The 22,410-nt window shown below is 72.9% G+C and carries 15 protein-coding genes and 2 pseudogenes; 10 read left to right on the top strand and 7 right to left on the bottom strand.

The window, feature by feature from the left end; translation table 11 throughout:
* Complete coding sequence (locus HDC93_RS29340; RefSeq protein ID WP_185013863.1) at positions 1-981, top strand: D-2-hydroxyacid dehydrogenase; 981 nt, start codon at positions 1-3, stop codon at positions 979-981.
* 34 nt (positions 982-1,015) lie between these two features.
* On the opposite strand, the gene HDC93_RS29335 is transcribed toward HDC93_RS29340, so the two are convergent.
* Positions 1,016-2,791 (bottom strand): ABC transporter permease subunit, encoded by a 1,776-nt coding sequence (locus HDC93_RS29335; RefSeq protein WP_185013862.1) that lies wholly within the window; start codon positions 2,789-2,791, stop codon positions 1,016-1,018.
* Between the two features lie 5 nt (positions 2,792-2,796).
* Complete coding sequence (locus tag HDC93_RS29330) at positions 2,797-4,308, bottom strand: ABC transporter substrate-binding protein (protein ID WP_185013861.1); 1,512 nt, start codon at positions 4,306-4,308, stop codon at positions 2,797-2,799.
* A gap of 172 nt (positions 4,309-4,480) precedes the next feature.
* Between HDC93_RS29330 and HDC93_RS29325 the strand changes: the two are divergent.
* From HDC93_RS29325 to HDC93_RS29315, 3 genes and pseudogenes are all read left to right on the top strand, one after another.
* Positions 4,481-5,387, top strand: a pseudogene (locus tag HDC93_RS29325) (oxygenase MpaB family protein).
* A gap of 61 nt (positions 5,388-5,448) precedes the next feature.
* Positions 5,449-7,680, top strand: coding sequence for a serine/threonine-protein kinase (locus tag HDC93_RS29320; protein ID WP_185013859.1), 2,232 nt, complete (start codon positions 5,449-5,451; stop codon positions 7,678-7,680).
* A gap of 62 nt (positions 7,681-7,742) precedes the next feature.
* Positions 7,743-9,320 carry an NAD(P)/FAD-dependent oxidoreductase gene (locus HDC93_RS29315; RefSeq protein ID WP_185013858.1) on the top strand — a complete coding sequence of 526 codons (1,578 nt, stop codon included), beginning with the start codon at positions 7,743-7,745 and terminating at the stop codon, positions 9,318-9,320.
* Between the two features lie 4 nt (positions 9,321-9,324).
* On the opposite strand, the gene HDC93_RS29310 is transcribed toward HDC93_RS29315, so the two are convergent.
* Positions 9,325-11,097 (bottom strand): serine hydrolase, encoded by a 1,773-nt coding sequence (locus tag HDC93_RS29310; protein WP_311774647.1) that lies wholly within the window; start codon positions 11,095-11,097, stop codon positions 9,325-9,327.
* Between the two features lie 159 nt (positions 11,098-11,256).
* Between HDC93_RS29310 and HDC93_RS29305 the strand changes: the two genes are divergently transcribed.
* Together HDC93_RS29305 and HDC93_RS29300 are read left to right on the top strand one after the other, a co-directional pair.
* A complete protein-coding gene (locus HDC93_RS29305) occupies positions 11,257-12,369 on the top strand; it encodes a nitronate monooxygenase family protein (RefSeq protein ID WP_185013856.1) in 1,113 nt (370 codons plus the stop codon).
* Positions 12,366-13,916 (top strand): acyl-CoA synthetase, encoded by a 1,551-nt coding sequence (locus HDC93_RS29300; protein ID WP_185013855.1) that lies wholly within the window; start codon positions 12,366-12,368, stop codon positions 13,914-13,916. The genes HDC93_RS29305 and HDC93_RS29300 overlap by 4 nt, the downstream gene beginning before the upstream one ends.
* A 167-nt stretch (positions 13,917-14,083) precedes the next feature.
* Here HDC93_RS29300 and HDC93_RS29295 read toward each other — a convergent pair.
* Together HDC93_RS29295 and HDC93_RS29290 are read right to left on the bottom strand one after the other, a co-directional pair.
* Positions 14,084-15,253: pseudogene (locus tag HDC93_RS29295) on the bottom strand (penicillin acylase family protein); the annotation flags it as partial.
* Positions 15,220-15,411: a hypothetical protein gene (locus HDC93_RS29290; protein ID WP_185013898.1), complete on the bottom strand. Its 192-nt coding sequence runs from the start codon at positions 15,409-15,411 to the stop codon at positions 15,220-15,222. The pseudogene HDC93_RS29295 and the gene HDC93_RS29290, both read right to left, overlap by 34 nt.
* Before the next feature lie 189 nt (positions 15,412-15,600).
* On the opposite strand from HDC93_RS29290, the gene HDC93_RS29285 reads away from it, so the two are divergent.
* From HDC93_RS29285 to HDC93_RS39430, 4 genes are all read left to right on the top strand, one after another.
* Positions 15,601-17,103: an acyl-CoA synthetase gene (locus HDC93_RS29285; protein WP_185013854.1), complete on the top strand. Its 1,503-nt coding sequence runs from the start codon at positions 15,601-15,603 to the stop codon at positions 17,101-17,103.
* 60 nt (positions 17,104-17,163) lie between these two features.
* Positions 17,164-17,997, top strand: coding sequence for an alpha/beta fold hydrolase (locus HDC93_RS29280; protein ID WP_185013853.1), 834 nt, complete (start codon positions 17,164-17,166; stop codon positions 17,995-17,997).
* A 193-nt stretch (positions 17,998-18,190) separates the two neighbouring features.
* The gene (locus HDC93_RS39435; protein WP_311774646.1) at positions 18,191-18,523 is read left to right on the top strand and encodes an alpha/beta fold hydrolase; all 333 of its coding nucleotides are present in this window, start codon (positions 18,191-18,193) and stop codon (positions 18,521-18,523) included.
* Entirely contained in the window at positions 18,520-18,786 is a 267-nt protein-coding gene (locus HDC93_RS39430; protein ID WP_311774645.1) for an alpha/beta hydrolase, read from the top strand. Before HDC93_RS39435 ends, HDC93_RS39430 begins: the two co-directional genes overlap by 4 nt.
* Here the strand turns inward: HDC93_RS39430 and HDC93_RS29270 are convergent.
* Both HDC93_RS29270 and HDC93_RS29265 read right to left on the bottom strand, forming a co-directional pair.
* On the bottom strand, positions 18,758-20,608 hold the full coding sequence (locus tag HDC93_RS29270) for a sulfatase (RefSeq protein ID WP_185013852.1): 1,851 nt from the start codon (positions 20,606-20,608) through the stop codon (positions 18,758-18,760). The genes HDC93_RS39430 and HDC93_RS29270 overlap by 29 nt on opposite strands.
* Positions 20,609-20,723: 115 nt before the next feature.
* Positions 20,724-22,343, bottom strand: a complete 1,620-nt coding sequence (locus HDC93_RS29265; protein ID WP_185013851.1) for an acyl-CoA synthetase — start codon at positions 22,341-22,343, stop codon at positions 20,724-20,726.
* Positions 22,344-22,410: the final 67 nt, after the last annotated feature.

Raw genomic sequence — 22,410 nt, 5'->3', positions numbered from 1 at the left:
ATGCCCGACCGCCTCGTCGTGCTGTACCGGGGCAACCGGCCCCCCGCCACCGGGCTCATCGAACGGCTCGCGGACACCGTCTACGCCACCGAGGAGGAGCTTCCCTACCTCCTCCCCGGCGCCGACGCCCTCCTGGCCTGGGTGACCCTCACCCCGGCCGTCCGCGAAGCCTGGCCCGACAACCCCGAGAAGGCACCCCGCTGGGTCCACGCCTCCTCCGCGGGCGTCGACTCCTTCCTCTTCCCCGCGCTGGTCGAGGATCCCGGTGTCACGCTCACCAACGCACGCGGCGTCTACGACCAGCCGACCGCCGAGTACGTCCTGGGCCTGATCCTCGCCCTCGCCAAGGACTTCCCCGGCACCTGGGAGCACCAGCGGCGCCGCGAGTGGCGTCCGCGCCCCAGCGACGGCATCACCGGACGCACCGTGCTGGTCTGGGGCACGGGGCCGATCGGCCGGGCCGTCGCCCGGCTGCTGCGCGCCGTGGGCATGCGGGTCTGCGGCGCCGGCCGCACGGCCCGCCCCAGTGACCCCGACTTCGGCACCGTCCACGACTCCGCCACCCTGCGCGCCGCTCTCGCGGAGGCGGACTACGTCGTCCTGGCCGCGCCCCTCACCGACGACACCCGGGGCATGGTCGACGCGCCCGTGCTGGCCGCGATGAAGCCGGGGGCGCGGCTGATCAACGTGGGCCGGGGCGGACTCGTCGACGAGGAGGCGCTCATCGACCACCTCGCCGCCGGACGGCTGGCCGGCGCCGCCCTGGACGTGTTCACCCAGGAGCCGCTGCCGGCCCGGTCACCCCTGTGGGACATGCCGGGCGTGATGATCTCCCCGCACACGGCGGGCGAGACCACCAGTGAACGGGAGGCGCTCGTCGAGGTGTTCCTAGACAACCTCACCCGGCACCTGGAGGGCCGCCCCCTGCGCAACGTCGTGGACAAGCGGCGCGGATACGTGAGCGGCAGGAACCCCGCCTGACATGCGGACAGCAGGTGCCCGGCCGGGGGGGGCGTCACCGGCCGGGCACCTGCTGTCCGCCGTCGCGCCGCCCCAGCACGCTGCCCGTCACCGCCAGCACGGACAGCACCACCAGCGCGCCGGCCGGGCCGAGGACGGTCCAGGGGGCCAGTTCCGCGTACGGCTGGTTCTCCGACAGGAGGCGGCCCCACTCGGGCGTGGGCGGCTGTTCGCCCAGGCCCAGGAAGCCGAGGGAGGCGAGCACCAGGACGGTCGTGGGCAGCCGGAGCAGGGCGTTGCGCAGGAGAGCCGGGACCACCGCGGGGAGCAGATGGCGGCGCAGCAGGTGCAGCCGCCCCGCCCCCAGCGCGACGGACGCGGCGATGTGCCCGCTCGCGCGTTCCTGCTCCAGCAGGGCCGCGGTCTGGGCGGCGTACGGGCTCCAGCCGACCGCGCACACCGCGCTCGCCGCGCCCCAGACCGAGGGCCCGGTCACACCCGCGATCAGCAGGCCCGCGAGGACGGCGGGCAGGGTCGACACGACTTCCGTGGGGCCCGCGCTCGCCCGCGGCGCCATGCCCGCCAGCAGGCCGGTGACCGCGCCGACCGCCGTCACGGCGAGGGCGACCCCCGCGGTGCGCAGCGCACCATGGCCCAGCCGGGCGAGCAGATCACGCCCCAGGGCGTCCGTGCCCAGAGGGTGTTCGAGGGACGGGGACAGCAGCCGTGCCGCCGTGTCGACCTGGAGCGGGTCGCGCAGGAGGCCCGCCGTGACCAGGGCGAGCAGGGCGAGCGCGCAGGCGGGGGCGACCCGGCGCAGGGAGCGCGGCACCGTGAGCGGGGGCCGGTGCAGGGCCGGCAGGGCGTTGTCGCGCAGAGGCCGGCCGAGGAGCGCGTGACGCAGGGCGCGGATCGCCATGCCCGCCGTCACGCCCAGCAGGACCAGCGCGAGAGTCGCCGTCTGCAGCACCGGGAGGTCCTGCGCGACGGCGGCGTCGAGGGCGAGCCGGCCGAGCCCGGGGATGTTGAAGATCTTCTCCACGGCGACGGCACCGCCGACCAGGGCCACGACGGTCGGCAGTAGCTGCGGCAGTACGCCGGGCAGCGTGCGGCGCAGCGCGCCCCGGCCGATGTGACCGGGCGGGAGGCCGACGGCGTACGCCGTGCGTGCCCACGGTTCGTGGAAGGCGGCGGGGAGCGCCTGGTCGAGGATCCCGCCGAGCATCGCGCCCGAGGGGATGCCGAGGGCCAGCGAGGGCAGCACCATCGACTGCGGCCCCTCCCACCCGCTGGACGGGAACCACCCCCACCACACCCCGCACACGGTGGCCAGCACGGAGGCGAGCAGGAACTTCGGCAGCGACGCGAGGACGGCGGCCGTGGTGCCCGCCCGGTCCTGCCGCAGCCGGCGCCGGGATCCGAGGAACACCGTGCGGGCACACACGAGTCCGGCGACCAGGACCGTGATCGCGAGTGCGCCCAGCATCAGGGTCAGGGAGACCGACAGGGCCGTCCCCACCTGGGGCATGACCGGAGCGCCGGAGACCCACGAGACGCCCGCGTCCCCGCGCGGCAGGCCGCCCAGCCAGTGCGCGAGGTGGACCAAGGGACCCTCGTCCAGGCCCAGCTGCTCACGCACGGCGGCCAGTTCCGCCGGTGTGGGGTTCTGGTCGGCGGAGCGCGCGCGCAGCACCGAACGGGCCGGATCGGCGCCGGACAGCCAGGGGAGCAGGGCCACGGCGCCGAGCAGTGCGGTACCGGCGAGCACACGGCCGGCCGCCGCCGGCCAGAGGGACGGGCGGGCGGCGGCGGGGGCGTGCGTGGCGCTCATGCGGGTTACTTCAGGCGCGTGTCGACGTCGATCAGGGACCGCTCGCGCGGGTCGAGGATCACGCCCTCGACATCGGCCGCGATGCCCTGCACGGCCTGCTCGTGCACCAGCGGCACCACGGCGTCGGTGCGCAGGATCTCCGCCTCCGCCCGCATGATCTTCTTCTGGCGGCTGTCGGTGTCCCGCTCCGCGGCGGCGGCCCGGATGGCCTTGTCCACCGCGGTGTTCTTCAGCCCGGCGATGTTGTACACGCCCTCGCTCGTGAAGTCACTGGCGAGGTAGTCGACCGCGTCGCCGGTGTCGAGGAGCGTCACCCGCGAGAAGACGAGGGCGTCGTACCTCCCGGCGAGGAGGTCGCTCTCCATCTGCGTGTACTCGCGCACGTCCTGCTTGACGGTGAACCCGGCCCTCTCCAGCTGCTGCTGGAGCACGGTCGCCGCCTCGGGCAGCTCGGCCCGGTTGGTGTACGTGGCCAGCCGCAGCGTCCTGCCCTTGGCGGCGGTCTTCACCTCGGCGTCGGTCGCGGCCTCGGCACGGCCCGACACCTCGACACGTTTGTCCGCGGCCCAGGGGACGGCGGGCCCGAACAGGCCCTGCGCGGGGTCGGCGTAGCCGCCGAAGACGGAGTCGACCAGCGCGGAGCCGTCGACGGCCGCACGCGCGGCGGCGCGCAGACCGGCGTCGGTGAACAGACCGCTGCCGGTGTTCAGGATCAGGCTGTCGGTGCGCACCGAGGGGACCTCGTGCCGGGTCTTGCCGTCGAGCAGCTTCGCCTGGGCGGTCGGGATCCACTCGGCGATGTCGGCCTCGCCGCCGCGCAGGGCGTTGGCGCGGGCCGTCCCGTCCGCGATCCAGCCGACGTCGATGCCGGGCGCCTTGGCCTTGCCGCCCCAGTAGCCGTCGAAGCGGTCGAGCGTGGCTTTGGTCTTGCCGTTCAGCCGGGTGATCTCGAACGGACCGGTGCCGGTGCCCACAGGGGTCACGGCGCCGTCCTTCCCGTACGCCTTCGCCGACAGGATCGCCAGCGCGGGACTGGCCAGCCGCAGCGGCAGCACCGGGTCGGGCGACGTGGTGGTGAGGGTGACGGTGTCGGCGTCGTCGGCCTCGGCGGTCAGTGACACGTCGCTCAGGACGCGGGGCTTGGGCTTGGCGGTGCCGGCGTGGTCGAGCGCGTTGACGACGGCCTGGGCGGTCAGCTCGGTGCCGTCCTGGAACTCGGCCTTGCGCAGCTCGAAGGTCCAGGTGGTGTCGCCGTCCTGTTTCCAGGACTTCGCCAGAGCGGGCTTGGCCGTGCCGTTCTTGTCGAGGGCGGTGAGGCCCTCGGCGACGGACAGTTTGCTCAGCACGGTGGCGTCGTTGCTGTACGGGGACAGCGCCTGCACCGGCGGCACGGCCAGCGCGACCCGTAGCCGCCCGCCCGATCCCGCGCCGGCGTCGCTGTCGCCCGGCGCGAAGCAGCCGGCCAGCAGAGGGGTGAGAGCCAGCGCCGCTATGAGGCCGCGGGAGGTGGTGCGCATGTCGGTTCCTGTCGTGCGGGAGATCGGCGGCGTCAGCATATAAGGGCAGCCTTACCAACCTCCCAGCCGGGTAGGTGAAATCTCAACGACTGGACGGTCGTAGTTCGAGTGAGGGCCTCTCGACCATCCGTTCGACCTGTGCCATCGTGTGCGCCGGGCGGAGGTGAGGCGCATGACCGGCGCGGACCCGGGACTGTTCGGTCCGGAATCGGTGACCTGGCAGGTGCACAGCGACCCCATGATGTGGATCGCGGGCGTCTGGGCGCTTGTACCTCCAGGCCCTGCATCCGCGCGCGGTCCGCGGCGTCATGCAGAACTCCGACGTCCGGCGCGACGCCTGGGGCCGGCTGATGCGCACCGCGAGCTTCGTCGGGACGACGACGTACGGCACCACCGAGGACGCCGAGCGCGCCGGGGCCCGGGTCCGCAGGATCCACCGCATGCTGACCGCGACCGATCCGGACACGGGCGAGCGATACGGTGTCGACGAACCCGCCCTGCTGATGTGGGTGCACTGCGCCGAGATCGACTCGTATCTGCACGTGGCCCGCAGGTCCGGGCTCCGGCTCACCGGCGCCGAGGCCGACCGCTACGTCGCCGAACACCGGCAGAGCGCACGGCTCGTGGGCCTCGACCCCGACGCCGCACCGGGCGACCGGGCCGAGATGGCCGAGTGCTTCGAGAAGGTGCGCCCGGACCTCTCCGCCGGACCCGAGGCACGCGAGGTGGACGACTTCCTGCTCCGCCCGCCGACGCACCCGCTCCTCGTACCGGCGCGCGAGGTGGACGACTTCCTGCTCCGCCCGCCGACGCACCCGCTCCTCGTACCGGCGCGCGAGGTGCTGTGGCGGCGCGTGGCACATCTGGCGTACGCCTCCCTGCCGCCGTACGCCCACGAGTTGTACGGCAGACCGGCCCCCGCCCCCGCCACTGTCACCCGCCAACTGCGCCTCGCGGGCCTCCTGCTGCGCCGCATCCCCGCACGTGTGCGCCGGCAACTCCCGCCCAAACACGTTCTGCGGGCCATGGCGAGGCTCGGCCCCGACGCGCGCCCGGCACCGTACAAACTCGGACGATAGGCCGCCATACTGGGTGTGCCAGGGGGCGGGCGGACAGCTACCGGGGGGAGCGTCGCGCGACATGGGGGACAGCAGGCTCATCCAGGGCCGGTACCGGCTGCTCGATCTGATCGGGCGCGGCGGCATGGGCGAGGTGTGGCGGGCCCGGGACGAGTCCCTGGGCCGGCACGTCGCCGTCAAGTGCCTCAAACCGCTGGGCCCGAACCACGACCACGCCTTCACCCGGGTGCTGCGGGAGCGGTTCCGCCGCGAGGCCCGGGTGGCCGCCGCGCTGCAGCACCGGGGCATCACCGTCGTGCACGACTTCGGCGAGTCCGACGGCGTGCTCTACCTCGTCATGGAGCTGCTGGACGGCCGCAACCTCAGCCAGCTCCTGGAGGACAACAAGCAGCACCCGCTGCCGGTCGCGGACGTCGTGGAGATCGCCGAGCAGGTCGCCGCCGCCCTCGCCTACTGCCATGAACAGGGCATCGTGCACCGGGACCTCAAGCCCGCGAACATCGTGCGGCTCGGCGACGGCACCGTGAAGATCTGCGACTTCGGCATAGCCCGTCTCGGGCACGACATCGGCTTCACCTCCCGGCTGACCGGCACCGGCATCGCCATGGGCACCCCGCACTACATGTCCCCGGAGCAGATCAGCGGCACCGAGGTCGACCAGCGCAGCGACCTCTACTCGTTCGGGTGCGTGCTGTACGAGATCGCCACCGGCGTACCGCCGTTCGACCTCGACGACGCCTGGGCGATCCTCGTCGGCCACCGCGACACCCCGCCCCGCCCGCCGCGCGAGCACCGCGCCGAACTGCCCGAGTTCCTGGAGCGCGTCGTCCTCGACCTGCTCGCCAAGGAACCCGGGCAACGCCCCGACGACGCCCGCGAGCTGGCCCGCCGCATCAGCGCCCACCGGGGCGCGCCGGCGTACGTGACCGCCGTCGCGGCGGCCCGCCCGGTTTCCGGCGGGCCGGGCGGCGCGGCCCGGCTGCCGTCCTGGACCCGCGGCATGACCGCCGGCCACAAGGCGACCGGCACCGCGCTGCGCACCACACCCCCGGACCCGGCGGCCGGGCTGTCCGGCGAGTGGATCGCACGTCCCGCCACCGGTCCGGTCGTCGCGGAGCCCGCCCCCGCGGAGCGGCCCGCCCCGCCCACGGAGGTCCTTACCGCCCTGGCCGGCCGGCACAACGCGGGCCTGAGCCTCGGCCGGCTCGGCCGCTGGACGGAGGCGGGCGAGGTGCACCGGGGGGTCGCCGCCGAACGCGAGCACCTCCTCGGCCCCGACCACCCCGACACCCTCGCCAGCCGCTACGAGGTCGCCTTCACCCTCAGCCGCACCGGCCGCGCCGCGGACGCCCTGCGCGAGTACAAGCACGTCACCGAGGCCAGGATCCGCACCCTCGGCGCCGATCACCCCGACACCCTGGCCGCCCGCCAGGAGATGGCCTACGTGCTCGGCCAGCTGGGCCGCGCCTTCGACGCCCACCGCGTCTACACGTCGGTGCTCACCGCCCGCGAACACCTCATGGGCCCCGACCACCCCGACACCCTGCGCTGCCGCCACAACCTCGCCTTCAACCTCAGCCGCCTCGGCCGCCTGGAGGACTCGTTCCGCATGGCCCGCGAGGTGGCCCGGGCCCGCGCCCGCGTGCTCGGCCCGGACCACCCCGACACCCTCGTCACCCGTTACGAAGTGGCCTACGCCCTGGGTCAGCTGGGCCGGTGGGCCGAAGCCCTGGAGACCTACCACGAGGTCGCCGAGGCCCGTGCCCGCGCCCTCGGCCCGGACCACCCCGACACCCTCGCCGCCCGGCACGAGATCGGCATCAGCCTGGGCCGCCTCGGCCGCAGCGCGGAGGCCCTGGACCTCTACCGCGTCCTGGCCGCGGACCGCACCCGCAGCCAGGGCCCCACCCACCCCGAGACCCTGCGCGCCCGTCACGGCCGCTGCGTCAACCTCGGGCGGCTCGGCCGCTGGGAGGAGGCCCTCGCGGAATCCCGTGACGTGGCCGCCCTGCGCGAACGGGTCCTCGGCCCCGAGCACCCGGACACCCTCGTCAGCTGTCGCGAGGTCGCCGTCGGTCTCGGCTGGCTGGGCCGCTGGGCCGACGCGCTCACCGAGTACCGGCGCGTGGCCGCCGCCCGCGAACGCGTCCTCGGCGCCGACCACCCCGACACCCTCGCCAGCCGCAACGACGAGGCCCATTGCCTGGAACAGCTCGGCCGCAGCGCCGAGGCCGTGGCCCTGTACCGAAGAGTCGCGGCCCTGCGCGAGCAGCGGGCCGCGGCGGGACGCTGACCCCAGGGCGAGCGGCAAGGCGCCGTCTGGCCGACCCGGATCACCCCGTGTTACCAAGAACCATGACCGCACCCGAGGGACCCCGCGCACACCGGACCTACGACGCCGTCATCGTGGGCGGCGGCCACAACGGCCTGGTCGCCGCGGCCTATCTGGCCCGGGCCGGGCGTTCCGTGCTCGTTCTGGAGCGGCTGGACCACACGGGAGGCGCGGCGGTGTCCACGCGGCCCTTCGCCGGAGCCGACGCCCGGCTGTCCCGCTACTCGTACCTGGTCAGCCTGCTGCCCAAGAAGATCGTCCGGGACCTCGACCTGGACTTCCGGGTGCGCACCCGGACCGTTTCCTCCTACACACCCGCCGAGCGCGACGGCCGGCCCACCGGACTTCTCGTAGGCGGCGGCGAACGGCGCACGCGGGAGGCGTTCGCCCGGCTCACCGGCGCCGACCGCGAGTTCCGGGCCTGGCAGGAGCTCTACGGCATGACCGGCCGCGCCGGCGAGCGGATCTTCCCGACCCTCACCGAGCCGCTGCCCACCCGCGAGGAGCTGCGCCGACGCCTCGACGACGAGGAAGCCTGGCGGGTGCTGTTCGAGGAACCGATCGGCGTCGCCGTCGAGGAGCGCTTCGAGGACGACCTGGTGCGCGGCGTCGTCCTCACCGACGCCCTCATCGGCACCTTCGCCGACGCACACGACCCCTCCCTGAAACAGAACCGCTGCTTCCTCTACCACGTGATCGGCGGCGGCACCGGCGACTGGGACGTGCCCGTCGGCGGCATGGGAGCCCTCACCGACGCGCTCGCCGACACGGCCCGCGCGGCGGGCGCCGTCCTCGCCACCGGACACGAGGCGCTGCGCATCGTCACGGACGGCCGAACCGCCGAGGTCACCTTCTCCACGGCCGAGGGTGAAGACACCGTCGCCGCCCGGCACGTCCTGGTGAACGCCTCACCCCAGGCCCTGGCAGACCTGACCGGCGACCCGGCCCCGGCACCCGCCGAGGGCGCCCAGCTCAAGGTCAACATGCTGCTGAAGCGGCTGCCCCGGCTGCGCGACAGCTCCGTCGACCCGCGTGAGGCCTTCGCCGGCACCTTCCACATCGCCGAGGGCTACGAGCAACTGGCCACCGCCTACGCCCAGGCCGCCGCCGGGCACCTGCCGGCCGCGCCGCCCTCCGAGATCTACTGCCACTCGCTCACCGACCCCACCATCCTCGGACCCGACCTGGCCGAGCAGGGCTACCAGACGCTCACCCTCTTCGGCCTGCACACCCCGGCCCGCCTGTTCGAGCGGGACAACGACGCCGTGCGCGAGGACCTGCTGAAGGCCACCCTCGCCCAGCTCGACGCCCACCTGGCCGAACCCCTCGCCGACTGCCTGGCCACCGACGCCGAGGGGCGCCCCTGCATCGAGGCCAGAACGCCGCTCGACCTGGAGCGGGACCTCGGCCTGCCCGGCGGCAACATCTTCCACCGCGAGCTGAGCTGGCCCTACGCGCACGAGGGCACCGGACGCTGGGGCGTGGAGACCGGGCACGCCAACGTGCTGCTGTGCGGGGCGGGCGCGGTACGCGGGGGCGGGGTCAGCGGGGTCCCGGGACACAACGCGGCCATGGCGGTGCTGGAGAACACCCCCGGGTGACCCCTCAGTCGGCCTCCCGCGTCCACCCCACCGCCTTCAGACGCGCCGCGTCCGACGGGCGCGCCTCGTCGAACAGGACGCCCCCGGCCGCCTCCACGCGCAGCCCGTCCACGTAGCAACCGCGCCCGACGTACAGCCGGTCCGTCGCGTAGCGCCAGCGCAGGGCGAGCTCCCGCGCGGCCGGGAGGCCGGCGGTGAGCCGGTGCCAGACCCGGCCGGACCAGCCGGTGACGGAGCCCGACGGGTGCTGCTCGCGGTCCTGACCGCGGCGGGACGTCGTGAAGGGCACCGGCTGCCAGGTCGTGCCGCCGTCGGTCGTGGCCTCCAGGACCAGGGCGTCGGCCTTGGGCTCGGTGTCCCACCACAGGGCGCAGCGCAGCCGGGCCCGGCCGGCGGACGTGTCGAGCGCGGGGAGCGAAAGGGTCACCGTGCTGGAGACCGCCATCCCGGAGAACCAGGCCGTGCGGCCCCGCGCCGGCCGGACCGGCACGGCCCGTGCCATGGTGTTCGCCGCGGCCACCCTGGGCGCCGACCCGGACCGCCAACTCCGTACCGGATGGACCGAGTTGCCGAGGACGACCAGGAACGAGTCCGTCGTCGGGTCGAGCACCAGCGAGGTGCCCGTGAAACCGGTGTGCCCGGCGGTGCGCGGCGTGGCCATCGCGCCCATGTACCAGTGCTGGTAGAGCTCGAAGCCGAGGCCGTGCTCGTCCCCGGGGAAAGCGGTGTTGAAGTCGGTGAACATCAGCTCCACCGACTCCGGCGTCAGAATCCTGGACCGCCCGTACACACCGCCGTTGAGCAGCGTCCGGCCGAGGACCGCCAGGTCCCACGCGTCGGAGAACACGCCCGCGTGGCCCGCGACGCCGCCCAGGCCGAAGGCGTTCTCGTCGTGCACCTCGCCCCACACCAGGCCCCGGTCCAGGCCGGACCACGGGGCCCGCGCGTCCTCCGTGGCCGCGATCTTCGGCCGCCAGGACGCGGGCGGGTTGTAGCGGGTGCGGCGCAGGCCGAGCGGCGCGGTGATCTCGTCCCGGAGCAGGACGTCCAGGGCGCGGCCCGTGATCCGTTCCAGCACGAGCTGGAGCGAGATGAGGTTCAGGTCCGAGTACAGGTACGCCGTGCCGGGCGCGCTGACCGGCTGCTCGTTCCAGATGAGCTCGAGCTTCTCCTCGTGGGTGGGCGCGCTGTACAGCGGGATCCAGGCGCGCAAGCCCGAGGTGTGGGTGAGGAGCTGGCGGATCGTGATGTCCTGCTTGCCCGCGCGTGAGAAGCCCGGCAGGTACGAGGCGACCTCCGCCTCCAGCTCCAGCGCGCCCCGCTCGATCTGCTGCACGGCGAGGATCGAGGTGAACAGCTTCGACACCGACGCCAGGTCGAACACGGTGTCCCCGGCCATCGGGATCTGCTCGCCGGGCGGGAACTCGACGCCGGTGTCGGTCTTCTCGTCGTAGGCCCGGTAGCGCACCGCCATGCCGAGGGGCCGGTGCAGGGCGACCGTGCCGCCGCGTCCGGCGAGCAGGACGGCGCCCGCGTACCAGGGGTGCTTGGGGGAGGGGGCGAGGAACGCCTCCGCGTCGGTGACGAGCCGGCGCAGGTGGGAGGAGAGCAGCCCGGCGCGTGCGGCGGACCCGTGCCGCAGGGTGGGGCGGTGGCCGCTCGTCGCCGGGGCCGCCCCGGCGGGCAACGGGGCGAGTGCCAGCGCACCGCCCAGGGCCAGGCCCGCTGCGCCCAGTTGACGCCGGGTCAGTTCGCTGCTCGCCGCTCTGTCGGTCACCGCGTACCCCTTCGCCTCTGCCGACTCGCATGTCCCATGAAGTATGTCCGCCGTCCGCCTCCGCCCATAGACCGCACGCGGGAACCAATCGAGTCCTGAATCTGACGGAGCATCAGAAAACCCCTTCCGTCCTGCGGGGGACTCCGGCATCCTGCGCCCATGCAGACGGAGCTGAGCCAGACACTGGGAATCGAGCACGCCGTCTTCGGCTTCACGCCGTTCCCCGCCGTCGCCGCGGCCATCAGCCGGGCCGGCGGCTTCGGCGTGCTCGGCGCGGTCCGCTACACCGACCCCGACGAGCTCACACGCGACCTGGACTGGATCGAGGCACACGTCGACGGCATGCCGTACGGCCTGGACGTCGTGATGCCGGCGAAGAAGGTCGAAGGCGTGACGGAAGCCGACGTCGAGGCGATGATCCCCGAAGGGCACCGGCAGTTCGTCCGGGACACCCTCGCCAAGCACGGCGTGCCCGAACTCGCGGAGGGCGAGGCGGCCGGCTGGCGCATCACCGGCTGGATGGAGCAGGTCGCCCGCAGCCAGCTCGACGTCGCCTTCGACTACCCGATCCGGCTCCTCGCCAACGCCCTCGGCTCCCCGCCCGCCGACGTCATCGCCCGCGCCCACGACCGGGACGTCCTCGTCGCCGCACTCGCGGGCAGCGCCCGGCACGCCCGCAAGCACCGGGACGCCGGGATCGACATCGTCGTGGCGCAGGGCTACGAGGCGGGCGGGCACACCGGCGAGATCGCCTCCATGGTGCTCACCCCCGAAGTCGTCGACGCCGTCGCCCCGATGCCCGTCCTGGCCGCCGGCGGCATCGGCAGCGGACAGCAGGTGGCCGCCGCACTCACCCTCGGCGCCCAAGGCGTGTGGCTCGGCTCCATATGGCTGACCACCACGGAAGCGGACCTCCACTCGCCCGCCCTGACCCGCAAACTCCTCGCGGCCGGCTCCGGCGACACCGTCCGCTCCCGCGCCCTGACCGGCAAGCCGGCTCGCCAGTTGCGCACCGAGTGGACCGACGCCTGGGACGACCCGGCCGGGCCCGGCACCCTGCCCATGCCCCTGCAAGGGCTGCTGGTCGCCGAAGCCGTCTCGCGCATCCAGAAGCACGAGGTCGACCCGCTGCTCGGCACCCCGGTCGGCCAGATCGTCGGCCGGATGAACAGCGAACCAAGCGTCCAGGCCGTCTTCGACGACCTCACCCGCGGCTTCGAGCGGGCCGTGGACCGCGTCAACCGCATCGCCGGAAGGAGCGGACAGCCGTGAGCACACCCCCCGTGGGCTTCTGGGCCCAGGCCGCACAGCACCCCGACCGGAAGGTGCTCGTCGCACCCGACGGCCAGGAGTGGACCGCCGGACGCCTGCACGCCGCCGCCAACCGGCTCGTGCACGGCCTGCGCGATGCCGGGCTGCGACGCGGCGAGACCTTCGCCGTGGTCCTGCCCAACGGCGTCGAGTTCCTCGTCGCCTATCTCGCCGCCAGCCAGGCCGGGTTCTACCTCGTCCCCGTCAACCACCACCTGGTCGGACCGGAGATCGCCTGGATCGTCTCCGACTCCGGCGCCAAGGTGCTCCTCGCCCACGAGCGCTTCGCCGACGCGGCCCGCGCCGCCGCCGACGAGGCCGGCCTCCCGGGCACCCACCGGTACGCCGTGGGCACGGTCGAGGGATTCCGCCCGTACGCCGAACTCCTCGACGGCCGACCCGAGTCGGCGCCCGCGGACCGCACCCTCGGCTGGGTCATGAACTACACCTCGGGCACCACCGGACGCCCCCGTGGCATCCGCCGCCCGCTGCCCGGCAAACCGCCGGAGGAGGCGTACCTCGGCGGGTTCCTCGGCATCTTCGGCATCCGGCCGTTCGACGACAACGTGCACCTGGTCTGCTCGCCGCTCTACCACACGGCCGTCCTGCAGTTCGCCGGAGCGTCCCTGCACATCGGCCACCGGCTGGTCCTCATGGACAAGTGGACGCCCGAGGAGATGCTCCGCCTCATCGACGCCCACGGCTGCACCCACACCCATATGGTCCCCACCCAGTTCCACCGCCTGCTGGCCCTGCCCGGCGAGGTGAAGGACCGCTACGACGTCTCCTCCATGCGGCACGCCATCCACGGGGCCGCGCCCTGCCCCGACCACGTCAAGCGGGCCATGCTCGACTGGTGGGGGCCCTGTGTGGAGGAGTACTACGCGGCCAGCGAGGGCGGCGGCGCCTTCGCCACCGCCGAGGACTGGCTGAAGAAGCCCGGCACCGTCGGCAAGGCCTGGCCCATCAGCGAGCTCGCGATCTTCGACGACGACGGCAACCGGCTGCCGCCCGGTGAACTCGGCACCGTCTACATGAAGATGAACACCGGCGGCTTCTCGTACCACAAGGACGAGGCCAAGACCCGCAAGAACCGCATCGGCGACTTCTTCACCGTCGGCGACCTCGGACACCTCGACGAGGACGGCTACCTCTTCCTGCGCGACCGCAAGATCGACCTGATCATCTCCGGCGGGGTCAACATCTACCCGGCCGAGATCGAGTCGGCCCTGCTCGCCCACCCGGCCGTCGCGGACGCCGCCGTCTTCGGCATCCCGCACGACGACTGGGGCGAGGAGGTCAAGGCGGTCGTGGAACCGGCCCCCGGACACCGGCCCGGACCCGCCCTCACGGCCGACCTCCTCGACCACTGCGCCCACCGGCTCGCCGGATACAAGCGGCCCAGGTCGGTCGACTTCATCGCCGAGATGCCCCGTGACCCCAACGGCAAGCTGTACAAGCGGCGGCTGCGGGAGCCGTACTGGGAGGGCCGGACGCGACCGGTGTGAGGCGGCGTCGGCTCTGGTCGCGCAGGAGTGGGGTGGGCGTCATCCCTCGGTCGCTGAACGGGCCGGCCTCCGGGGCCCGGCAGAAGGGGGCTGCGGCGGCTGATGTACGGCTCCCGCCGGGCCCGACCGGGGGTGCCGCCGTACGGGGCGGCACCCCGCGCCCAGCGTCAGCGGCGCACCCGCACGACCTTCAGCTTCGGCGAGCACAGGATGTCCCTCTCACAGAAGCGCGACGCCACCCACTTCTCACCGGAGAACAGCCGCGTCTGATCGGCGAAGTGCGGCGACTTCGGGTTCGACGACTGCGAGTACGTCAGCAGCGTGCGCGCCACCGGGCAGCGGCTGCCGTCCCAGCCGACCGCCTGCAGATGGCTGCTGCGGAAAAGCACCTCCGTGTAACCGCCGGCGGCCGCGTCCCACGTCGGCTCGATCACGTTCCACACACCGAGCCGGCCCGCGCCGCCCGGCACCGGCAGGCGCTGCCCGTCGCGGACGACGAACTGGCGCGCGCCGAGCGGCGCGTCGAGCGCGATGCCCGCGCCCCGCAACTCGGCGACCGTGTCGGCGAGAGCGGTGGGGAAGCCGGGAGCGTCCGTTTTCAGGGTGTTCGGGGTGCGGACCGGGTCCGTCGCCGAGAACGGCACCTTCCACAACCGGTCGGCCGGCACGACCTGTTCGAGCCTGCGCCAGAACCGGTCGAAGAGCAGGGCTCCCCGGCTGCCGGTGTCCATGGTGCGGTCCCACGCCTTCAGCACGCCGCAGGCGCCGGACACATCGACGGCCTTGCCGTCGCTGCCCGTCGCCGTACCGCCGGGCAGTGCGGCGCACGCCCGTGCCACGTCCCCGGCGGCGAGATCACCGGCAGGCACCCGGTTGGCGAACTGCTGCCGTTGCAGGTCCCGTACGGTCAGGCCGCCGCGGTCCGCCATCGCCGCCACGTCCTCGATCGCGCCGCGGGTGCGCAGGCCGAGCTGTGTGCCCACCGTGCCGTAGATCCGCTCGTATCCGGTGAGCGGCCGGTCGGCGTTGGTCATCCACGCGGTGCCGTTGGAGTTCTCCGCGTAGGGGGCATCCTTCAGCGTCGGCATCCTCGCCGGACCGAAGATTCCCGGTACGACGGCGCCGGGGTCGCTGCCGAGCGCGCAGTCGCCGCGTGAGCCGTCGAGGATCGCGATCCCGGACGCCGGGTACGTGGTCCTGCCGAGTTCCGTCGAGCAGCGCCCGGCCAACTCGTCGGTGACGCGGGGGAGTACCTGGGACTGGGTGTAGAGGGAGTGCCCCGCGCGGTCGGCGGCGATCGTGTTCACCCAGGGGATGCCCTGGTGCCGGTCGAGGGAGTGCCGTACTCGGTGTAGCGGATGACGGCGGACATGCCGTTGCGGGAAGGGTGCTGCTCTGCTCGCTGCTCGGTCGTGGCGGCCGCCGCGGGTAACGCGGACGCGGCGGTGAACAGGGCCGTGGCCCCGAGGACAAGTCGTCTCAGACGACTGCGCATCGTGCCCTCCAACATCGTCGAGGGAAAGGAGTGTCGCGTGTACGAACCTGGTTCGAACGTCCGTCGGTTTCATGACGACGGACGCCGTCGACGGCGGCAGGGTTGCTCCGGGCTCCTTCACCCGGCCCCGGCTCCCGCCCTGCCCGAGGTCCTTGACCTCATCGGGCGGTGAAACGAGGATCATGTGTCATGACGACGCCCGGACACGGCAGCACGGTCGACGGAGTCCTGCGGCGCAGCGCCCGGCGCACACCGGCGCGCGTCGCGGTGGAGTACGCCGAACGGACCTGGACGTACGACGAACTCGACACCGCCGTCTCCCGCGCGGCGAGCGTCCTCCTCGACCAGGGGCTGAGGCGCGGGGACCGGGTCGGTGCCTTCGGCCACAACTCCGACGCCTACCTGATCGCCTTCCTCGCCTGCGCCCGCGCGGGTCTGGTGCACGTACCCGTCAACCAGAACCTGACCGGCGACGACCTCGCCTACATCGTCGGCCAGTCCGGCTGCGCCCTGGTCCTCACCGACCCGGACCTGGCCGCGCGACTTCCGGACGACGTGCGGACGCCGGCGCTGCGTGACGCCGACGACTCGCTGCTCGCACGGCTGCCGCAGGCGCCCGCGTACGACGGCCCCGAGCCGCGTACCGAGGACCTGGTGCAACTGCTGTACACGTCCGGGACGACCGCCCTGCCCAAGGGTGCGATGATGACGCACCGGGCCCTGGTGCACGAGTACCTGAGCGCCATCACCGCCCTCGACCTCAGTGCGGGCGACCGCCCCGCGCACTCCCTGCCGCTGTACCACTCGGCGCAGATGCACGTCTTCCTGCTGCCCTACCTCGCCGTCGGCGCGACGAACATCATTCTCGACGCACCCGACGGCGACCGGCTCTTCGACCTGATCGAGGCGGGCCGCGTGGACAGCCTCTTCGCACCGCCCACCGTCTGGATCGCCCTGTCCAACCGCCCCGATTTCGCCACCCGCGACCTGAGCGGCCTGCGCAAGGCCTACTACGGCGCGTCGATCATGCCGGTCCCGGTACTCGAACGACTGCGGGAACGCCTGCCCGACCTGGCCTTCTACAACTGCTTCGGGCAGAGCGAGATCGGCCCGCTGGCCACGGTTCTCGCACCCGGCGAACACAAGGGCCGCCTGGACTCCTGCGGCCGGCCCGTCCTGTTCGTCGACGCCCGTGTGGTCGACGAGGACGGCAAGGACGTCCCCGACGGCACTCCCGGCGAGATCGTCTACCGCTCCCCCCAACTGTGCGAGGGCTACTGGGACAACCCCGAGGAGACCGCCGAGGCCTTCCGCGACGGCTGGTTCCGCTCCGGCGACCTCGCCGTACGCGACGCGCACGGCTACTTCACGATCGTCGACCGGGTCAAGGACGTCATCAACTCCGGCGGTGTCGTCATCGCCTCACGCCAGGTCGAGGACGCCCTGTACACTCACCCCGGCGTCGCCGAGGCCGCGGTGGTGGGTCTGCCGGACGAGCGCTGGATCGAGGCGGTGACAGCCGTGGTCGTCCCGCGGGGCGAGGTCTCGGAGACGGAACTGATCGACCACGTCCGCGAACGACTCGCCCCCTTCAAGGCGCCGAAGCGCGTGGTGTTCGTGGACGAACTCCCGCGCAACGCCAGCGGGAAGGTCCTCAAGCGGGAACTGAGGAACGACCTCGCCAACGGGTAGCGCGCACGGGCCGGAGAACCGGGTTGTGCCGGACCGGCCCTGGACGCCAGGATCGACGGCATGCCGATCTTCGGTGCCCCGGACGGGACCCGGCTGGCCTTCCACCTGCGCGGTGAGGGCGAGCCGGTCGTCGTGCTGCCCGGCGGGCCCATGCGGGCCTCCGCCTACCTGGGAGACCTGGGCGGACTGGATGCCCACCGGCAGTTGGTACTCCTCGACCTGCGCGGCACGGGGGAGTCCGAGAAACCGGCGGATCCCAAGACGTACCGCTGCGACCGGCTCGTGGACGACGTCGAGGCGCTGCGGCGCCATTTGGGCCTGGAGCGGATGGACGTGCTCGCGCACTCGGCGGGCGGCAGTCTGGCCATGCTGTACGCGGCCCGCCATCCGGAGCGACTGGGACGGCTGGCTCTGGTCACCGCCACCCCGTGGGCACTGGGGCTGCCGGCCACGGCCGCGGACCGGCTGGCGGCGGCACGACTGCGGGCGTCGGAACCCTGGTTCCCGGAGGCGTTCTGCGCGTTCGAGGCCTGGCTGGACGGCACCGGTGACTTCGATCCGGTGTTCCTCCCGTTCTTCCACGGGCGCTGGGACGACACCGCCCGGGCCCACGCCGACCGCGAGGAGACCGAGACCAACGACGACGCGGCGGAAGTCTACGGTGGCAACGGCGCCTACGACCCTGCCGCGACGCGCAGTGCGCTGGCCCGGGTGAGAACTCCCGTGCTCGTCCTGGCCGGTGAGGTCGACGGCGGTCCGAGTCCAGCTCTCGCCCGGCAGGCCGCAGACGCCTTCCCTGCGGTCGAGTTCGCGGTGCAGCCGGGAGCGGGACACTACCCGTGGCTCGACGACCCGCAAGGGTTCACGCGGCGGGTGGCCCCCTTCTTCTCCTGACCAGGGACACCCGCGCCTCTGCTGTCGGCAGAGCGCACCCGGCTCCCGGGCACGCTTCGCCTACCGTACCCGGCATGGACACAGCACCGCGCAGGCGAACGGCATCACGCAGGCCTACCGCGTCTGGGGACCGCAGGACGCGGAGCCTCTCGTCCTGCTGCCCGCCCGCGGGGCCGACGGCGCCGACTGGGCGTTGATCGCCCCGGCCCTGGCCGCCGGGCCCGCCGGACCCCGCCGTGTGTGCGCGCCCGATCTGCGCGGACACGGCCGGAGCGACCGGCCCGGCGGATACGCGTACGAGACCCTGCGCGACGACATCCACGTCCTCCTCGGCGTGCTCGGCATCGACCGCGCCGACGTCGTGGGCCACTCGCTCGGCGGCGCCGTCGCCTACCTGCTCGCCCAGCGCAGTCCCGGGCTCGTGCGACGGCTCGTCCTGGAGGACGTGCCCGCGCCCTTCCCGCTGGACCCGCCGCGCCCACCCGCCGAACGGCCCGGCGTGAGACCCCGTACGACTGGGCGATGATCCTCGACACCGACGGACAGCGCAACGCACCGCATCCCATGTGGTGGGACCACATAAGCCGGATCACCATGCCCACGCTGCTGATCGGTGGCGGGCCGAGCAGCCCGATCCCGCAGGAGCAGATCGCCGCGTTCGCCGAACTGCTCCCCGACGCACGGCACATCACCCTCGGCGCGGGGCATCTCGTGCACGAGACCCGGCCGAAGGAGTTCCTCGCGGCCGTGGCGGAGTTCCTCAGCCCTGCGGCCCGTAGGCCGTCATGAAGCGGTCGCGGAACTTGTCCATGCCCCACCGGGGGGCGTTCTCGGCCGGCTTGAGGCCGTCCGTCCAGCCCCAGTCGGCGACCCGGTCCAGGACCTCCTTGTCGTGGGCGACGATCGTCACCGGCACGTCCTTGCCGGTGTCCCCGGCGGTGACGGTCGGCACCGGCTGGTGGTCACCGAGGAAGACCAGCACCGTGTCGTCGTCGCCGTAGCGCTCGACCCACTCGGTGAGGCTGCGGATCGAGTACTCGATGGCCTTGCGGTACTCGGCGCGCACCTTCTCCGGGTCCTTCCAGACCTCCGTGGGGTTGGTGCCCTCCTTCTTGATCCGGTGGAACACCGAGCCGTCGCCGAGGTCGTTCCAGTCGATCATGTGGGCGATCGGGGACCAGGGGTTGTGGCTGGAGGCCAGGATGATCTCCGCCATGATCGGCTCGCGGTCCTTCTTGCCGTGCTCCAGCCGCTCGAAGGCCTCCATGCTGAACTGGTCGGGCACGGGCGTCCAGCTGAAGTACGGGCCGTGGTAGCCGAGGTGCTCGGAGTCGTAGATGTGGTCGAGGCCGAAGTACGTGCCCTCCGGCCAGGCCCGCCGCACACCCGGCACGACGCCGACGGTCCGCCAGGCCCCCGTCTTGCCGAAGTACTTCGTCAGCGTCATGCGATCGCTCGTGGTCAGACTGCGGTACCGCTGCTGGTTCTTGATCCACAGCCCGGACAGGAACGTCGAGTGGGCCAGCCAGCTGCCCGCGCCCGTCACCGGCGACTGCAGCCAGCCGCTGCGCGACTCGAACCCGGCCGCCTTCAGCCTGCCGGTGCCCTCCTTGAGCACGGCGTCCGTCTGCTGCGCCATCGCCGGGTCGTCGATCGCGACCCTGCCGTAGCTCTCGATGAAGGTGAACAGGACGTCCTTGCCGCGCAGCCCCGTGAGCAGCTGGTCGGGCGGGGTCTTCGCGAAGGCGTCCGCCGAGGCCTGCTTCTCGAAGACCCGGGCGTCCGCGAGCCCCGCACGCACCTGGTCCACCCGGTTGCCCAGGAACTCGGCGTTGCCCTTGGTGGCGACCGGAACGGTACCGATCCGCACGCCCAGGGTCATGCAGGTGATCCACGCCGTGCCGAGGATCAGGACCGTGCGGCCGGCGACGGGCCGGTGCCGGACCATCAGGTTCGTCAGCCGTACCACCGCGAGCGTCGTGAGGACGAGCAGCGCGACGAACAGGACGATCACGCCGGTCACCGCCAGCACCTGGCCGGTACGGCCGAACGTCTCCCTCAGGAAGTCCGTGCCGTTCTCGATCAGGATCCAGTCGAGGACCAGGTCGAAGGGCCGGGCCAGGATCTGGTAGAAGCCCATGTCGACGAACTTCAGCACCGTGAGCAGGCCCAGGAACAGGCCCGTGACGACCGCCGTGATGCGCCGGGGCTTCGGCGGCAGCGCGAGCAGCAGCCCGGCGAGCAGCACGCCCTCGGCGGGGATGCGGACGAACGACGCGAACTCGATGCGCTCGATCCGGTTCGGCACGAGCAGCGCGAACAGCACCAGGGCACCGGCCAGCACGGTCGTTCCGACGGAGACGCCGCGCGCCGTACGGGGGTGGCGGCGGCGCCGGCCGAACCAGCCGGGCTTGGTCGCCGGCGGCGACGGCACGGACGAGGTCCGCTGTGCCCGAGTGGCGCTCTCCGGGGCATCCGTGGCGGTGCCGTCCTGCGGTTCCTCCGTTCCGGTTCCGCCGCCCTCCGGTTCCGCCGTACCGGTGTCGTCATCCGGTTCCGCCCCGCTCTCGGTCGTGTCCGAAAGCTGACGGGAGCGAGTGAAGAGCGACACCCGGTGGTTCCTTCCGTGCGGTCTTGCTGGCATGGCGAACGGAGCTCGGGTGAGCGAGCCCGCCACCACCAGTACGTCCGCACGTCACCTCAAGTTCAACGGTCCGGCCGGAGATTCACCCGTCCGCCGTCGCCGCCACCTCGCGCGCCCACCGGTAGTCGGCCTTGCCGCTCGGCGACCGCTGGATCGACTCGGTGATCACCAGCTGGCGAGGGATCTTGTATCCGGCGAGCCGGTCGCGGCAGTGGGTCTGCACGTCCTGGAGCGAGGGCGGCGCCGCGCCCGCGCGCAGTTGCACCACGGCCGCCACACGGTGGCCCCACTGGGCGTCCGGCACCCCGGCCACCAGCGCGTCGTACACATCCGGGTGGGACTTGAGGGCCTGTTCGACCTCCTCCGGGTACACTTTCTCGCCGCCGGTGTTGATGCACTGCGAGCCACGGCCGAGGACGGTGACCACGCCCTCCTCGTCGACGCTGGCCATGTCGCCGAGCAGCACCCAGCGCCGGCCGTCCTTCTCGAAGAACGTCGCGGCGGTCTTGGCCGGGTCGTTGTAGTAGCCGAGCGGCACGTGTCCGCACTGGGCGACGCGGCCCACCTCGCCGGCCGCCACCGGCTCCCGGGTGGCCGGGTCGACCACCTGGGTGCGGGCGTTGACCCGCACCCGGAAGCCCCGCTCCGGGCCGGAGTCCTCGGTCGCCGTCCCGTTGAAGCCCGACTCCGAGGAGCCGAAGTTGTTCAGCAGCATGGCGTTCGGCACCAGCTCCTGGAACTGCCTGCGCACCGTGTCCGACATGATCGCGCCGGACGAGGACACGCTGAACAGCGACGAGCGGTCGATGTGCCGCAGCGGTCCGCTCAGCGCGTCGATCAGCGGCCGCAGCATCGCGTCGCCCACCAGCGAGATGCTGCTGACCCTCTCCTTCTCCACGGTCCGCAGCACCTCCTCGGGCACGAACTTGCGGTGGATCACCACTCGCTGCCCGAAGTTGAAGCCGATGAACGCGGTGAGGGTGGAGGTGCCGTGCATCAGCGGAGCGGTCGGGAAGAAAGTGATCCCCGCACCGCCGGCCGCGACCCGCTCCGCCAGCTCCTCCGCCTTCTTCACCGGTTCGCCGGTCGGGGCACCGCCGCCGAGGCCCGCGAAGAACAGGTCCTCCTGCCGCCACATCACCCCCTTGGGCATGCCGGTCGTGCCCCCGGTGTAGATGATGAACTGGTCGTCGGCCGAGCGGGCCGGGAAACCCCGCCCGGGTGCCCCCAGGGCCTCCACCTGTGCGAACTCCACACAGGCGACCTCCGCCGTCCCCGGCGCCGGATCACCCACCCGGATCAGATGCCGCAGCGTCTCCGCCCGGGGACGCGCCGCCGCCACCCGGTCGGTGAACTCCGCGTCGAAGACCAGCGCCGCCAGGTCCGCGTCCCGGTAGAGGTACACCAACTCCTCTTCGACGTAGCGGTAGTTGACGTTGACGGGGACGATCCGTGCCTTCAGGCAGCCCAGCACCGTCTGCAGATACTCCACACCGTTGTAGAGGTGGAGTCCGAGGTGCTCGCCGGGCCGTATCCCGCTGTCGAGCAGATGGTGGCCGACGCGGTCGGCCGCCGCGTCGAGCTCCGCGTACGTCAGGCGGCGCTCCGCGCCCGTGCCCGGGTGGTCGGCGTACACCAGCGCCTCACGGCCGGGCACGACGTCGACGACCGACTCGAACAGGTCGGCAAGGTTGTACTCCACCGCTCCTCCTGACCCGGGCGTGCCTGGTATCGGACGGTTCGCCGGTCATCAGAGCAAAGGGCGCTCC

The sequence above is a fragment of the Streptomyces sp. AK010 genome (assembly GCF_014207295.1).
In the GTDB taxonomy this organism is placed as follows: Bacteria; Actinomycetota; Actinomycetes; order Streptomycetales; family Streptomycetaceae; genus Streptomyces; species Streptomyces massasporeus.
This window is presented reverse-complemented; position numbering and strand designations above follow the sequence as displayed.

Excerpts from the sequence above, each read along its gene's own strand:
- HDC93_RS29340 (WP_185013863.1), top strand. The coding sequence starts at position 1 with ATGCCCGACCGCCTCGTCGTGCTGTACCGGGGCAACCGGCCCCCCGCC.
- HDC93_RS29335 (WP_185013862.1), bottom strand. The coding sequence starts at position 2,791 with ATGAGCGCCACGCACGCCCCCGCCGCCGCCCGCCCGTCCCTCTGGCCG.
- HDC93_RS29330 (WP_185013861.1), bottom strand. The coding sequence starts at position 4,308 with ATGCGCACCACCTCCCGCGGCCTCATAGCGGCGCTGGCTCTCACCCCT.
- HDC93_RS29320 (WP_185013859.1), top strand. The coding sequence starts at position 5,449 with ATGGGGGACAGCAGGCTCATCCAGGGCCGGTACCGGCTGCTCGATCTG.
- HDC93_RS29315 (WP_185013858.1), top strand. The coding sequence starts at position 7,743 with ATGACCGCACCCGAGGGACCCCGCGCACACCGGACCTACGACGCCGTC.
- HDC93_RS29305 (WP_185013856.1), top strand. The coding sequence starts at position 11,257 with ATGCAGACGGAGCTGAGCCAGACACTGGGAATCGAGCACGCCGTCTTC.
- HDC93_RS29290 (WP_185013898.1), bottom strand. The coding sequence starts at position 15,411 with ATGCGCAGTCGTCTGAGACGACTTGTCCTCGGGGCCACGGCCCTGTTC.
- HDC93_RS29285 (WP_185013854.1), top strand. The coding sequence starts at position 15,601 with ATGACGACGCCCGGACACGGCAGCACGGTCGACGGAGTCCTGCGGCGC.
- HDC93_RS29280 (WP_185013853.1), top strand. The coding sequence starts at position 17,164 with ATGCCGATCTTCGGTGCCCCGGACGGGACCCGGCTGGCCTTCCACCTG.
- HDC93_RS39430 (WP_311774645.1), top strand. The coding sequence starts at position 18,520 with ATGATCCTCGACACCGACGGACAGCGCAACGCACCGCATCCCATGTGG.